Source organism: Roseisolibacter agri (assembly GCF_030159095.1).
Taxonomy (GTDB): Bacteria; Gemmatimonadota; Gemmatimonadetes; order Gemmatimonadales; family Gemmatimonadaceae; genus Roseisolibacter; species Roseisolibacter agri.
The window spans coordinates 848277-862056 of record NZ_BRXS01000001.1 but is presented as its reverse complement, the minus strand read 5'-3'; the positions used below and the strand labels follow the sequence as shown (position 1 = coordinate 862056).

Annotated in this window: 15 protein-coding genes; 10 read left to right on the top strand and 5 right to left on the bottom strand. The window is 74.2% G+C overall.

Annotated elements, in window-relative coordinates:
- The first annotated feature begins 13 nt into the window (after nucleotides 1–13).
- From rosag_RS03465 to rosag_RS03440, 6 genes are all read left to right on the top strand, one after another.
- A complete protein-coding gene (locus rosag_RS03465) occupies nucleotides 14–688 on the top strand; it encodes a hypothetical protein (protein WP_284348637.1) in 675 nt (224 codons plus the stop codon).
- 10 nt (nucleotides 689–698) lie between these two features.
- Nucleotides 699–977 (top strand): hypothetical protein, encoded by a 279-nt coding sequence (locus tag rosag_RS03460; protein WP_284348636.1) that lies wholly within the window; start codon nucleotides 699–701, stop codon nucleotides 975–977.
- A gap of 399 nt (nucleotides 978–1376) precedes the next feature.
- Nucleotides 1377–2348 (top strand): hypothetical protein, encoded by a 972-nt coding sequence (locus tag rosag_RS03455; protein WP_284348635.1) that lies wholly within the window; start codon nucleotides 1377–1379, stop codon nucleotides 2346–2348.
- A 480-nt stretch (nucleotides 2349–2828) separates the two neighbouring features.
- Nucleotides 2829–3698, top strand: coding sequence for a hypothetical protein (locus tag rosag_RS03450; RefSeq protein WP_284348634.1), 870 nt, complete (start codon nucleotides 2829–2831; stop codon nucleotides 3696–3698).
- A 497-nt stretch (nucleotides 3699–4195) separates the two neighbouring features.
- Nucleotides 4196–5074, top strand: coding sequence for a L,D-transpeptidase (locus rosag_RS03445; protein WP_284348633.1), 879 nt, complete (start codon nucleotides 4196–4198; stop codon nucleotides 5072–5074).
- 101 nt (nucleotides 5075–5175) lie between these two features.
- Entirely contained in the window at nucleotides 5176–5478 is a 303-nt protein-coding gene (locus rosag_RS03440; protein WP_284348632.1) for a hypothetical protein, read from the top strand.
- Nucleotides 5479–5551: 73 nt separating this feature from the next.
- Here the strand turns inward: rosag_RS03440 and rosag_RS03435 are convergent, their stop codons facing one another.
- The 3 genes from rosag_RS03435 to rosag_RS03425 all read right to left on the bottom strand — a co-directional run bounded on the left by rosag_RS03435 (nucleotide 5552) and on the right by rosag_RS03425 (nucleotide 9526).
- The gene (locus rosag_RS03435) at nucleotides 5552–6130 is read right to left on the bottom strand and encodes a hypothetical protein (RefSeq protein WP_284348631.1); all 579 of its coding nucleotides are present in this window, start codon (nucleotides 6128–6130) and stop codon (nucleotides 5552–5554) included.
- Nucleotides 6131–6457: 327 nt separating this feature from the next.
- Nucleotides 6458–9025 carry an ATP-dependent helicase HrpB gene (gene hrpB, locus rosag_RS03430; protein WP_284348630.1) on the bottom strand — a complete coding sequence of 856 codons (2568 nt, stop codon included), beginning with the start codon at nucleotides 9023–9025 and terminating at the stop codon, nucleotides 6458–6460.
- Between the two features lie 129 nt (nucleotides 9026–9154).
- Nucleotides 9155–9526 carry a hypothetical protein gene (locus rosag_RS03425; protein WP_284348629.1) on the bottom strand — a complete coding sequence of 124 codons (372 nt, stop codon included), beginning with the start codon at nucleotides 9524–9526 and terminating at the stop codon, nucleotides 9155–9157.
- A gap of 310 nt (nucleotides 9527–9836) precedes the next feature.
- On the opposite strand from rosag_RS03425, the gene rosag_RS03420 reads away from it, so the two are divergent.
- Genes rosag_RS03420 through rosag_RS03410 form a run of 3 tightly spaced genes read left to right on the top strand, consistent with a single transcriptional unit; the run spans nucleotide 9837 to nucleotide 11561 of the window.
- The gene (locus rosag_RS03420) at nucleotides 9837–10244 is read left to right on the top strand and encodes a hypothetical protein (RefSeq protein WP_284348628.1); all 408 of its coding nucleotides are present in this window, start codon (nucleotides 9837–9839) and stop codon (nucleotides 10242–10244) included.
- Between the two features lie 16 nt (nucleotides 10245–10260).
- On the top strand, nucleotides 10261–10689 hold the full coding sequence (locus tag rosag_RS03415) for a VOC family protein (RefSeq protein WP_284348627.1): 429 nt from the start codon (nucleotides 10261–10263) through the stop codon (nucleotides 10687–10689).
- Nucleotides 10690–10748: 59 nt separating this feature from the next.
- Nucleotides 10749–11561, top strand: coding sequence for an FRG domain-containing protein (locus rosag_RS03410; protein WP_284348626.1), 813 nt, complete (start codon nucleotides 10749–10751; stop codon nucleotides 11559–11561).
- A 192-nt stretch (nucleotides 11562–11753) separates the two neighbouring features.
- On the opposite strand, the gene rosag_RS03405 is transcribed toward rosag_RS03410, so the two are convergent.
- Entirely contained in the window at nucleotides 11754–12728 is a 975-nt protein-coding gene (locus rosag_RS03405; protein WP_284348625.1) for an MBL fold metallo-hydrolase, read from the bottom strand.
- Between the two features lie 109 nt (nucleotides 12729–12837).
- Between rosag_RS03405 and rosag_RS03400 the strand changes: the two genes are divergently transcribed.
- On the top strand, nucleotides 12838–13281 hold the full coding sequence (locus tag rosag_RS03400; protein ID WP_284348624.1) for a DUF6526 family protein: 444 nt from the start codon (nucleotides 12838–12840) through the stop codon (nucleotides 13279–13281).
- A gap of 23 nt (nucleotides 13282–13304) precedes the next feature.
- Here rosag_RS03400 and rosag_RS03395 read toward each other — a convergent pair whose 3' ends face one another.
- Nucleotides 13305–13676, bottom strand: a complete 372-nt coding sequence (locus rosag_RS03395; protein ID WP_284348623.1) for a hypothetical protein — start codon at nucleotides 13674–13676, stop codon at nucleotides 13305–13307.
- Between the last annotated feature and the right edge of the window lie 104 nt (nucleotides 13677–13780).

Genomic DNA, 13780 nt, shown 5'->3' with positions numbered 1-13780 from the left:
TCCCGATCATACCATGGACTTCCGCATGCGCCCCACCGTGCTCGCCGCGCTCGTGCCCGCCCTCCTCGCCGCGCCGGGCGCGCTGCGCGCGCAGCCCGTCCAGAAGAGCGTCGGCGCGCCGACCGCCGCCGCGCCCGTCGTGCTTCCGGGCGGCTGGGCGATGCGCCTCGACCGCGAGGGCGCGAGCACGGCCGGCCTGACGTTCGCGGCGATGGGCGCGGGCTACCACGCGACCACCGGTCCGTCGGGCATCTTCTACGATCCGTCGATGACGGCGACCGGCGCGTACACGGCCGAGGCGACGTTCACGCAGACGAAGGCGCCCGCGCACGCCGAGGCGTATGGCCTGATCTTCGGCGGCACGGGGCTCGGCGGCCCGCAGCAGAGCTACATGTACTTCGTCGTGCGCGGCGACGGGAAGTATCTCGTGAAGCACCGCGCGGGCAGCGAGGTGCACACGATCCAGGACTGGACCGCGCATCCCGCGATCCGGCCGGCCGACGCCGCGGGCAAGGCGACGAACGCGCTGCGCGTGCGCGTCGCCGCCGACTCGGTGCGCCTCGACGTCAACGGCACGCAGGTCGTCGCGCTGCCGAAGATGGGCACCGACGGCATCGTGGGCGTGCGCGTGAACCATCAGCTCGACGTGCACATCGACGGGTTGAAGGTCACGCCGGGCGCGAAGTAAGCGCGCGCCCGTGGATGCGGTCCGCCTGTCGCGCGTGACGACCGCGCTCGTGGTGGCCGGCGTCGGCGGCGTCGCGGGGCACGTGCTCTGGCCGTTCGCGCCGGGTGCCGGCTTGGTGCGTCCCGCCGCGTTCGTGGCGGTGATGCTGGCGACGGGCGCGCTGCGCGGGTGGCGCGAGGCGGTCGTGCGCGAGGCGTCCGCCGTCGGCCGCGCGGCGATGCTCTACGCGGCCGGCGCGCTGGCGGTGGCGCTCCTCGGCTACGCGATCATGCACGGGCGTCCGGGATAGTGCGCGGCACGCGCGCAGGGCAGCGAGGGACCGGGGCGGGACGCTTCCACTGGAGGCGTCCCGCCTCTTTTTCGGGGCGTCGCGAGGGCCCCGGCGGCTCGACCGTGTGGCCGTCCGGACCGGCGGGCGCGACTGGATCGCGAATTCCTGTCGCGTTCGTCTCCGCGCCGGCACGACCCGTGCTTTAGGCGATGGTGCCGCGACGAACGGTCGTCGCACGGGGCCGACGGCCCCAGTAGCTCGATGGTACGGCGCCCCACGCGCTGAGGACACGTAGTCTGCTGCGTAGTCTCCAGTGCGTCCGTCGTGCCAGTGGGTTGCGCATGAGCCGCCGTCGCCTTTCCCGCCCGCAGCGCCCGCGGGGGCTTGAGTTCTGGGCTTTCGAGAAGAGGAGGAGCCATGAAGACTCTGCGGTTCACGACTACCTGCGCGCTCGGCGCCGCCCTCGCGCTCACTCTCGGCGCCTCGATGAACGAGGCGGCCGCACAGGTCGACACGACGCGCCGCGAGCCGACGCGCCCGAGCGCCGAGCGGCAGCGCGTGCGCAAGGAGACCACCGGCCAGACGTCGCCGACCACCGGCCAGCCGACGTCGCCGATGGCGCCGTCCACGACGGGCGAGACGACGATGATGCGCCGCGACACGGTGTACGTCGGCCGCTCGGACACGACGGTCGTGCAGTGCAACTGCGCCGCGGCGACGCAGGCCGCGACGGGTGAGGTGCTGCCCTTCAAGGCGCTGCGCGAGCGCCTGTTCGGCAACGGGCTCTATGCCGGCCTCGGTGGCGGCGCGACGATCCCGGTGGGCGACGCGTACAAGGCGTACAACGAGGGCTGGGGCCTGAACGCGGTGGTGGGCTGGGATCCGAAGGCGAGCCCGGTCGGCGTGCGCGGCACCTTCGCGTACACGACGCTCAACGGCCGCGCCGCCGGCCCGCAGATCCGTGATCCGCTCGGCCGCGTCGACGTGATCAACGACTTCGGTGGCTCGGGCGTGGACGCGAAGCAGATCAGCGCCCTCATCGACGCGAAGCTGCGCATCCCGTTCGGCCGCTTCCTCGGCGCGACGAGCGGCGTGTACGCCCTCGCCGGCGGTGGCATCCACCACTTCCGCGACTACAACTCGACGGTCTTCCTGACCAACCAGTTCTACGGCCGCGGCATCAACAGCTTCAACAACGACGTCTCGCTCCTGAACTCGAGCCGCAACGCCAGCGAGAGCAGCACGCGCTTCGGCCTCAACGCCGGCCTCGGCGCCTCGCTCGGCATCGGCACCGCGGAGGTGTTCGCCGAGACGCGCTACGAGCGCGTGTTCACCGAGTTCCGCGCGCTGAACTACATGCCGGTGATCATCGGCGTGCAGATCCACTGAGCAGCTGCAACACCCTCGCAGGACCCTGATCGTCGGGCGACGGCGCGCGGCCGCAGCGCGCGCCGTCACTCCTCCTTCGGCGAACGGGCCGGCATGCCTTGGGGCGTGCCGGCCCGCTCGTTTTGCCGTGCATGCGCCGACGCCACTCGCGCCGTTGCAGCAGCGGCGGCCGTCCGCGCACCGTGCGTCCCCTGGCGCCGGCGGCGGGCGGCCCGAGGCGTGGCGCGCGTCACGCTGCTGGGCGATTCCCGCCGTAGATCCGGGATTTTTGTCACGTTGCCTCCGTCGGCGGCATGCAGCCTGCCTTAGTGCTGCGTGCCGCGACGGACCTCTCCGGCCCGCGCACCGCATGCAGAGGATCGCAGGTGCGCAGCGCACGCCCCGACAACGGGAGCGACGCCAGGGCACCGCGGCACGACCCTGCCAGCCTCGCCCGCATGGGACCCGGCAGCTTCAGCAGCACTCTGGAGGATTGACGTGATGACTCTTCGGTTCACGACTTCGCGCGCCATCGGCGCCGCCATCGCCCTGACGATCAGCGCCACCGCCGCCGCCGCTCAGACCGTGCCGGTGCGCAAGGACCCGATGCCCGTCCGCAAGGAGGCGCCGACGCCCGCGCCGACGCCTGCGCCGGCCCCGACGCCCGCGCCCGAGACGCCGGCTCCGGCTCCCGCGCCGGTGACGGTCGACACGACCACGCGCCGGGACACGACGACGTCGATGACGACCACGACGACGACCACCGTCGAGAGCACGGGTGAGGTCGCGCCGCCGACGCGCACGACGCGCTTCGGCAACGGCCTGTACTTCGGCATCCAGGGCGGCGCCAACTTCCCGCAGAACGAGATCAACAACGTCTACGAGGCCGGCGTCGGCGCCGGCGCGCAGCTCGGCTGGGATCCGACCAACAGCCCGCTCGGCCTGCGTGTGAACGCGATGTGGAACCGCCTCAACGGGAAGGACGTCGCGGACGGCCCGATCAACAACGTGACGTACAACAACGTCCCGAACGCGGACCTGTACTCGGTGTTCGGCGACGCGAAGCTCCGCCTGCCCTTCGGCCGCCTCGCGGGCGCCACGAGCGGCCTGTACGTGGTCGGCGGCGGTGGCGTGACGTACTTCCGCAACTACGCCAACTTCCAGGGCGGCACGGGCATCAACCCGGGCAACAGCGTGACGAACACGTTCAACCCCGAGGACAAGACGCAGTTCGCGCTCAACGGCGGCGGCGGCCTCTCCTTCGGCGTCGGCAACGCGTCGCTCTTCGTCGAGGGCCGCTACGTGCGGGTCTTCACGCAGGGGCCGCGCACCGACTACGTGCCGGTCACGGTCGGCATCACGTTCCACTGAGCCTGAGCTGACGGCCACCGTCGGGGCGCGCCGGGCCGGGCGCTCCGACGGGCCGCAGGGAGAGACGGCGATGGCGGCCGGGGCACGCCCCGGCCGCCATCGCGTACGACCCGCGAGACGCTCGGCCGACGCGGACGGCGCGCGACCTGCGCCTGGACGAGGCAGCAGCGCAAGCGGCAGCAGCGAGCAGCGACGACAGCCAGAGCAGGTCGCGGCAGTTCCCCGACGGTGCGCGTGCCACACGCCGCGTACCCTCCGGAACGATGCCGCGCGACCGGTGACCCACGACACGCGGTGACGCGGCGCACGGCATGGTGCGGCGCGACGCCGCAGCATATTCGTCGGTCGCCGGCACAGGCGTTGCCCTTGGTGAAGGTGCCTGCAGGACGCGATCACGCGCCGCGGCACCGACCCATTCGCCGGATAGCGCCGAAATGCTGACTGATATGTTCGAGTCCCCGTCGCTCGCTCCCGCCGCCCGCCGACGCGTCCCCGCGATGCGCCGGGCGTCCGCGCTCACGCCCGCGCGCGCGGCCGTCGCCGCGGCCCTCGGCACGCTGGCGGCGCTCGCGCTCGCCCTGCCCGCCGGCGCGCAGCCGCGGCCCATCACCACCCAGACCTCCGCCGGCACGGTCGCGTCCGCCGCCAGCCTCGCCGCCGACACGACCGAGAGCGCCACCGTCTCGATGGCGCGGCCGACCGTCCCGTTCACGTCGCGCTTCCGCTCCACCGCCGACAGCGTCGCCTACGAGCGCACCCGCACCCTGGCCGACGCCTACACCGGCCTGCGCGTCCTCGTGCTGCTCGACGACCGCCAGCTCGCGGTGATGAACGGCCTCGACACGCTCATGGTCGCGCCGGTCGCCATCGGCATGGACACGACCATCGTCTTCGGCAGCAAGAGCTGGACGTTCGAGACGCCGCGCGGCCGCCGCTCGGTGCTCAAGAAGGAGAAGGACCCCGTCTGGGTCCCGCCCGAGTGGCACTACGCCGAGGTGGCCTCGAAGCGCGGGCTGCGCATGGCGCACCTGCAGTCGGGTCGCACCGTCAGCCTCTCCGACGGCCGCGCGCTGACCATCCGCGGCGGGCGTGTGGGCCTGCTCCAGTCGGGCACCTTCACCGCACTGCCCACGGACGAGGAGATCGTGTTCGACGGGACGCTGTTCGTGCCCCCGCACGGCACCGCGAACCGCCGCATCCCCGGCGAGCTGGGGCGCTACAAGCTGGACCTGGGCAACGGCTACCTGCTGCACGGCACGCCCTACGAGAACACGATCGGCGACGCGGCCACCCACGGGTGCGTGCGCCTCTACGAGGAGGACATCGCGTGGCTCTACCAGAACGTCCCGGTCGGCACGCCGGTCTTCATCTTCTGACGGAGCGGGCGTGACGCCCCGTCCCGCCGCCTCCTCGCCACGGCGCTCCCCCACGGGAGCGCCGTGCGCGTCTCTCCACCCCTCTGCCTGAGCGAGGCCCCATGGGTGCCGCCGTCATCGCCGTCGCCGCCGCGCGCGCCGAGCGCCGCCTGGTGGAGCGGCTGCGCAGCGCGGGTGCGCTGACGCCCGCCCACGCCGTCCCGATCATCTCCGACGCCCCGCCCGACCGCCGCCGGCTGGCGCGGCTGGTGCGCGCGGGCGCCGTCCACGAGACGCCGCACGGCTACTGGCTGGAGGAGGCGGCGTACGCCGCGCACCGCGAGAACCGGAAGCGCAGCGCGGCCCTCGTCCTCCTCGGCGCCGCGCTCGCGGCCGCGGCGGCCGGCATCGGCGTGCGCCGCTAACGCGGCGCGCGTCACCTCGCGGCGCGTCACCTCGCGGCGCGTCATACCGCGCCGCGGCGGCGTCGGCGGATGGCTAGGCCGCTCCCCTGTACCGACGGCGAGCCCGCGCGGCGGCCAGGGACCGCACGGGCTCGCGTGCTCCCGCGGACGAGGCGGGGAGCGGGTACCAGTCGATGACCAGCGCCTTGCCGGCGACGAAGCGGCGCATCCGCAGCCACTCCAGCGGCCAGGCGTAGCGCTCCGCGAGCCGCGCGCGATCGGCGTCCCACTCCTCGGCCGGTACGCCGATGGTGATCCGGGCGCACGGCGCCGCCGGCGGGACCAGCACGGGCCCCGACTCCTCACGGCGCACGAACCCGAACACGCGCAGCAGGTGCTCCAGCGCGCTCCGCGCGGAGGTCGAGCGCACGTCGGCGACGAGACGCTGCAGCTTGTCGACGGCCTCGTCGCTCACCTGGCCCTGGTACAGCGCGTCGAGCGCGGCGAAGTACGCCTTCCGCGCGCGTCGCTCCGCCGCCCGCGCCGACGGCGGCCGGTCGTCCCACGACGGGGGACTCGGCAAGCGCAGGAAGAGCGGGTCCTGACCGTCTGACGTCGAGCCGCCAGCGACGTACAGCGCGGGCGAGCGCAGCGGGCGTCCGGTGTGGGGCACGGTGTGGGCGCGGGCTGGGATGGTGGGTGACATCGCCGGAAGGCTCCGATCCAACAGTCTCGACCGGAGGACGCGACGACTACACCTGACCTCGGTACTGCCAGGACACCCGCCGCCGCGCGACCGGGAGGGTCGCGCTGATCCGTCGCTCGCGCCGTGATCCGCGTCACCACCGCTCGGCACGATCTGCCGGGCTTCGTGGCGTGCGCGCGACGGCGACGCATCGTTGACTCACATGCTCGACGCCCGCGCCGCGATGCCGGTCACGTTATTTCTGCGTCACGCTGTGCTGTACGCAAACGCACACAGCGCTCACCGTCGAACCCGTCAGGTGCCGCGCGGCTTCGCGCGATGCGTCGGCGTCGCCTGCAGGGGATCCTCGGGCCAGTGATGCTTGGGATAGCGGCCGCGCAGGTCGCGCCGCACGTCGAAGTAGCTCGAGCGCCAGAAGCCCGCGAGATCGCGCGTCACCTGCACCGGCCGGTGCGCGGGCGACAGCAGGTGCAGCACGAGCGGCACGCGGCCGCGCGCGACGCGCGGCGTCTCCTCGAGCCCGAACAGCTCCTGCAGCCGCACGGCGAGCACCGGCGCCTGCGGGTCCGCGTAGTCCACGCGGATGCGCGAGCCGCTGGGCACCGCGACGTGCGTCGGCGCGACCTGATCGAGCACGCCGCGCCGCGACCAGTCGAGCCGCGCGAGCAGCAGCTCGCCCAGGTCCAGCCGCCGCAGCTCGTCCCACCGCCGCAGCCCGACCAGTGACGGCAGCAGCCAGTCCTCGGCCGACGCCAGCAGCGCGTCGTCACTCACGTCGGGCCACGCGTCGCCGTCCCACGCGCGCGCGAAGGCGAGCCGCTCCCGCAGTCGCACGGCATCGTCGCTCCACGGCAGCGCATCCAATCCCGCATCGCGCACCTGCGCGAGCAGCACCGCCGCGACGCGCGCCGGATCCGCGTCGCGCAGCGCCGACTCCTCGAGCGTCAGCGCGCCCAGGCGCACGGCGCGCCGCGCGCGGACGGCGCCCGCCTCCGCGTCCCACGCATACTCCTCCACGCGGTCCAGCAGCGCGCCGTGCTCGCTCACCAGCTCCTCGACCGACACGGGCGCCGCCAGCAGGATGCGTCGCTCCTGCGTCGCCCCGCCGCCCAGCTCCGCGGCCACCAGCCACGGCTCGCGCGCGAGCGGCTGGCCCTCGGGCAGCACCGCGCCGCGGCCGTTGCGCAGCACGTAGCGCCCCACGCCCGCCTCGCGCCGCCGCGCGATGCGGTCCGGATACGCGAGCGAGAGCAGCCGCCCCGCCGACGCCGCGTCGTCGTGCGACGCGGCACCGCGCACGTCGAGCGCCTCGCGCAGCGCGCGTGACTCCTGCCGCGCGCGCCGCACGCCCTCGCGATCGACGCTCCAGCCGAGGAGCGTGCCGGGGACGTCGCCGCGCAGCATCAGGTCGAGGCGCAGCCGCACGTCCGCGTCCGGCGGCCGCGGCCCGTCGCCACGCAGCACGTCCCGCTCCGCCAGCAGCGCGGCCAGATCGCACGCCAGCGCCGCGAGGCCCAGCGCCCGCGCGCGCAGCGTCATGTGCGCGAGCCGCGGGTGCAGCGGCAGCGCGGCCATCTCGCGGCCGTGCGTCGTCACGCGCCCGCCCGCGTCCAGCGCGCCGAGCTGCGCGAGAAGGGTGCGCGCCTGCGCGAACGCGGCGGCGGGCGGCGCGTCCAGCCAGCGCAGCTCCGCGGGATCGGCGACGCCGGCGGCGGCCAGCTCCAGCGCCAGCGGCGCGAGGTCGGCATCGAGCACCTCCGGCGTCGCGTGCGCCAGCAGGCCGACGTGCTCCGCCTCGGGCCACAGGCGGTAGCACGCGCCCGGCGCGACGCGCCCCGCGCGTCCCGCGCGCTGCTCCGCGCCCGCGCGCGAGACGCGCACCGTCTCGAGGTGCGTCATGCCGGTGCGCGGATCGAAGCGGGGCACGCGCGCGAGCCCCGCGTCCACCACCACCCGCACGCCCTCGATGGTGAGGCTCGTCTCGGCGATCGCGGTCGAGAGCACGACCTTGCGCTCGCCCGGCGGCGCGGGATCGAGCGCCGCGTCCTGCTCCTGCTGCGGCAGGTTGCCGAAGAGCGCGCGCACGCGCACCTCGCGCGGCAGCGCGCCGTCGTCCAGCAGCTCGCCCACGCGGCGGATCTCGGCCGCCCCCGGCAGGAAGACGAGCACGTCGCCGTCGTGCGCGGCGAGCGCGGCGCGCACCGTCGCCGCGACCGCGCTCTCGACGCCGCCCGGTCCTGGCCGCGGTTCGGGGCGGCGGTCGCGCCAGTGCAGCTGCACCGGGAAGCTGCGTCCAGCGCTGGTGACGACGGGGGCGTCGGCGCCCTCGGCCGCGCCCAGCAGCGCCGCCACGCGCGCGCCATCCAGCGTCGCGGACATCACCAGCACGCGCAGCTCGTCGCGCAGCAGCTGCTGCGACTGCAGCGTGAGCGCGAGCCCCAGGTCGGCGTGCAGGCTGCGCTCGTGGTACTCGTCGAAGATCACCGCGCCGTACGGCTCGAGCGCGGGATCGTCCTGCAGCAGCCGCGTGAGCACGCCCTCGGTGACGACCTCGATGCGCGTGCGCGGCCCGATGCGCGACTCGTGGCGGATGCGGTAGCCGACCGTCGCGCCCACCGGTTCGCCGAGGGTCGCGGCCATGCGCCGGGCGGCGGCGCGCGCGGCGAGGCGGCGCGGCTCCAGCATCACGATCCGCCGCCCCGCGAGCCACGGCTCGTCGAGGAGCGCCAGCGGCACGCGCGTCGTCTTGCCCGCGCCGGGCGGCGCCTGCAGGACCGCACAGGCGCGGGCGCGCAGGGCGTCGCGCAGCGCGGGAAGCGCGTCGTCGATCGGGAGCGGCGGGAGGTTCGGCGGGAGGGGCATGAAGACGCGTCGGGCGCCCGCGAAAGCTAGCGGGCGCCCGACGCGAAACAGCTATGAGAGCAGGTCCAGCCGGTACGACTCTATGACGGCAACTCTATGGACCGCGCCACGTGCGCACGCGGCAGCAGGTCAGATGGCCGTGCCCACCGTGTCGGCGGGCTTCGGCTCCTTGTCGCGACGGAAGATCCATCGCACGAACCAGACGACGAGGACGATCGGGACGACGATCTTGATGGCCAGCAGCCCGAGCGAGAGCACGGCGCCCAGCACCGCGACGATCATCCCCACCGCGCCGGCCACCAGCAGCAGCGGCAGCCCGATGATGCCCAGCACGAGCGCGATCGGCAGCGCCACGACGCCGAGCACCGCGAGGATCGGGAGGCCGACGACCTTGAGGACGCCCGCGAGCGGCAGCGCGATGACCGCGAGCAGGGCGACCACGCCGCCGAGGCTCTTGGTCGCGAACCAGCGCAGCAGGAACAGCTTGAGCAGAGCAGTCATGTCGGCCTGGGTGAGGACAGTGGGGCCTACGCTCGGCCCGTCCGAAAAGTGTCAACGGGCGCTGAGCCGCGAAGGACGATGGGGCGGAGGACGGAACGGCGGAGGACGATGGAGCGTGAAACGGTGGAGCGGCCCCTTGGAGCTGACGCTTCGAGCCGACAGGTCCGCGGTACCGTATCGCGCCGTTCCGTCCTCCGCTCCACCGGCCTCCGCCCCATCGTCCTCCGCCTATCGGGGCGTGACGAGCGGGTGCATGTTCGACCCACTACGCTGGCTCCCCGTCGTCCCGCCCCCACCTCGCGGAGGTCCCATGCTGCGCAGCATCGGCGCCATCGCCCTCGGCTTCCTCGTCATCGGCTGTCTCGCGTTCGGCACGGACGCGGCCATCCGCAGCACCGTCCCACAGCACTTCGGCGCGGGCGGGCGGCTGGACGACGTGGGGCTGCTGCTCCTGACGCAGCTGTACGTCTTCGTGTATGCGACCTTCGGCTGCTGGCTGACGGCGCGCCTCGCCCCCTCGCGCCCGATGCGGCACGCGCTGATCCTGGGCGCGCTCGGGCTGGCGTTCAACGTCGCGGGGACGATCGCGATGTGGGACACCGCGCCGGCGTGGTACCACGTCGTCGCGCTCGCTCTCGTGATGCCGGCCGCGTGGCTGGGTGGATGGCTCCGGGAGCGCCAGCTCGCCCGCGGCGCCGGCCAGCTGGCCGCGGCCTGATCGAAGGCACCGCCCCGTGGACGCCCCCGCCCCGCCGGCGCGGGTCCTGGAGAGCTGCCTCTACGCGGCCGACCTCGCGGCGGCCGCGCGCTTCTACGAGGACGTGCTGCGCCTGACGCCCTTCGCCCGGGTCGAGGGGCGGCACGTCTTCTTCCGCTGCGGCCCCGGCGTCTTCCTGCTGTTCGCACCCGAGGTGACAGCGACGACGCCGGGCGCGGTGGGCGGCGTCCCGGTCCCCGCGCACGGCGCGCACGGACCGGGGCACGTCGCGTTCGCGGTCGCCGACGACACGCTCGACGGGTGGCGCGCGCACCTCGCGGCGCACGCCGTCGCCATCGAGGCCGAGATCACGTGGCCGCGCGGCGGGCGCTCGCTGTACGTGCGCGATCCGGCCGGCAACAGCGTCGAGCTGGCGTCGCCGAGCCTCTGGGGGCTGGCGCTCTGAGGTCGCGCCGCGGCGCGGGACACCGGCAGGTGCACGCGCGTTGCACCTGCGCGCAGGTCATGAGCATCCGCACGACCGAAGTCACGTCGCTGGGCGAGCTGGTGGACCGGCTCACGCCGGCGGAACCCGACCCCGTCACGGGGCGCCATCGCGACACGGGCGTCTACCGCGGCGCGGGCGACGCGAGCTGGCCCCTCTACACGAGCCTCGATCGGCTCGGCGGCGTCCGACCGGCGCACACCAAGCGCGGGCTCGAGGAGCACATTCTCCGCAACTTCGTGCGCTACTCGCGGCCGCACTTCGCGCAGGCGCACAACGCGTGGGAGCTGCTGGTCGCGGCGCAGCACCACGGGCTCCCGACGCGCCTGCTCGACTGGTCGTACTCCCCGCTCGTGGCGGCGCACTTCGCGACGCGCGACGTGTCGCCGCAGGCACCGGCGAGCGAGTGCGACCGCGCGATCTGGCGGCTGGACTGGCGGCGCATGCACCAGCACTTCGGCTTCCCCGAGCTGGCGCTGCTGGCCGACGACCTGGATCGGCTGCGCGACGCCGACGGCGACGGCCACTTCTCGCCGTTCGAGCTGATGCGCGGCGAGGGGATCGCGCCGTTCGCGTGCCTGATGGAGCCGCCGACGCTCGACGCCCGCATCGCCGCGCAGGCCGCGGTGTTCACCGTGTGCTCCACCGCCGACCGCCCGCTGGACACGTTCCTCGAGGAGCACGGGATCGCGGACGCGCTCACGCGGGTCGTGATCCCGGCCGCGCACGTGAGGCGCGTGCGCGATCAGCTGGACATGGTGAGCATGGACGAGCGGCGGCTCTTCCCGGACCTCGACGGCGTGGCGGCGCAGATGCGGCGGTACTACGAGTGATGTGTGCGGGACCCGAACGACAACTACAGACAGGATTTACAGGATTAAACGGACAAGATCTGATGTACGCTCCTCGCGGCGCATGGAGCTACGCGCGGCAGAGGAAGTAATCCGATCTTGTCCGTTCAATCCGTCAAATCCTGTCAAAGCCGTTCGCGGTTCGGGTCCGGCGCGACGGATACACGCGGGCGGTCAGCGACTTCTCCGCACCGAGCCCGCCAGCATCCCGACCATCACCGCGGACGCCGCGATGCCGATCGACGTCGCGTCGGGCACGGGGGGCGGCAGCTCGACGACGCCGCTCTCGTTGGTGATCGCGGGACGCCGCGCGTAGCGGCCGTGCGCCGGACGCGCGACGTGGTCGAAGTCGCGCGCGACCGCGCGCAGCTGCTCGCGCAGCGCGTCGCCCCGCATCGGCTGGCCGTGGCCGGTGATCGCGAGCGACGGATCGAGCGCGGCGAGGTCGCGCACCGACTCGCGCGCCGCGTCCCAGTCGCACGTGTAGTACATCGGCGGCCCGTGCAGCTCCACGCGCTGCGTCAGCACCGCGGTCGCCGACTCCTGCTGCGTCGTCACGAACGCGTCGCCCACGACCACCGTGCGGTCGGCGTCGCGCACGAGCGACACGTGGCCCGGCGAGTGGCCCGGCGTCGCCTGCACGCGCCAGCCGGGCGCGCCCGGGACCGTGCCGTCGGTCGGCAGCGGGCGCACGCGGTCGGCGAAGTCGAACGGCCCCGGCGGATAGAGCGGCGACAGCCGCGCCATCGCGCCGCCGCCGACGGTCGGATCGGGCGGCGGATAGGCCGCGCGGCCCGTGACGTACGGCAGCTCGAGCGGGTGCGCGTAGATCGGCACGTCCCACCGGTCGGCGAGCGCGCGCAGCGAGCCCACGTGGTCGAAGTGCCCGTGCGTGAGCACGATCGCCGCCGGCCGCGTGTCGCCGTAGCGTCGTGCGGCCGCGTGCGCGATGTGCGTCGCGAAGCCGGGGATCCCCGCGTCCACGAGCACCCAGCCGCCGTCGCCGGCCTCGGGCAGCCCCAGGAAGACGACGTTCACGATCCCCGTGCGCAGCCACGCGACGTCGGGCAGGAGCGGGATCGGGGCGCCGGCGAGGTCGCCGGGCGGACGCAGGCCGGCGTCGGGGAGATGGAGATCGGCGAGTCGCATGGAATCAGGGAAGGCGCCAGCCCCGGGCGTTGCCCGCGTCACGCTCGGACGCGAGTATCCGGGACGTCGCGGCGGTACAAGCCGCGTGCCCCACTCCCCATCGCCTCGCATGTCCTCGACGCCGCGCTCGCAAGACTACGCGACCCATCGCCGCTGGAACCCGCTGGTCCACTTCGTCCTCACGCCGCTGCTGATCGCGAACATCGTGGTCGCGGGCCGCGCGCTCGTGCGCGCGCCGTCGGCGGGGACGGCGTGGGCCGCCACGATGGCGGTGGCGCTCCTGCTCCTGAGCTATGCGGCGCGCGAGCAGGCGCTCGCGGTGCAGAACCGCGTCATCCGCCTCGAGATGGCGCTCCGGCTCGCGCGCGTGCTCCCCGCCGACCTCGCGGCGCGCATCGACGAGCTGCGCGTCGGCCAGCTGATCGGGCTGCGCTTCGCGTCGGACGCCGAGCTGCCCGCGCTCGTGCGGCAGTGCCTCGCGGGCGAGCTGCGCGGCGCCGACGCGGTCAAGCGCGCGGTGCGGGACTGGCAGCCCGACACGCTGCGCGCCTGACCCGGCATGCGATCAGCGTTTGATCAGCGGCGGGCGCGCACGCGGTCCCAGGCGTCGCGTGCGGCGTCCTTCGCCTCGTGCCACGTCTGCCGCGACTCGCCGCGCGCCGTGTCCCAGCCGCGCTCGAGGTCGTCCGAGACGTCGTCCCACTCGCGCCCCACGTGGTGCCGGGCGGCCGAGTGGCCGTAGCGGTAGGCGGGGCGGTAGTGGTCGTAGCCGCGGTCGGCCTGCACGTACGGGCGGCTCGCGTGATGCTCGCGCCAGTGCGCGTCGTCCTGGCCCCAGAGCTCGTCGGAGACGCGATCGGTCTCGTGCATGCTGCCGGACGTGCCCATGTTGATGCCCGGGTTGCCGGCGGCCATGTCGGCCACGCTGTTCCTCGTGAAGTCGGCCATCGTGCTCCTCCTGTGATCGGTTCGGACCCGTCCCGAAGGGCAAGCGCTGCACCCGCGCGTTGACGTCCGACCGGGTCCCGGCGTCCAACCGGTGCCCCAGGATT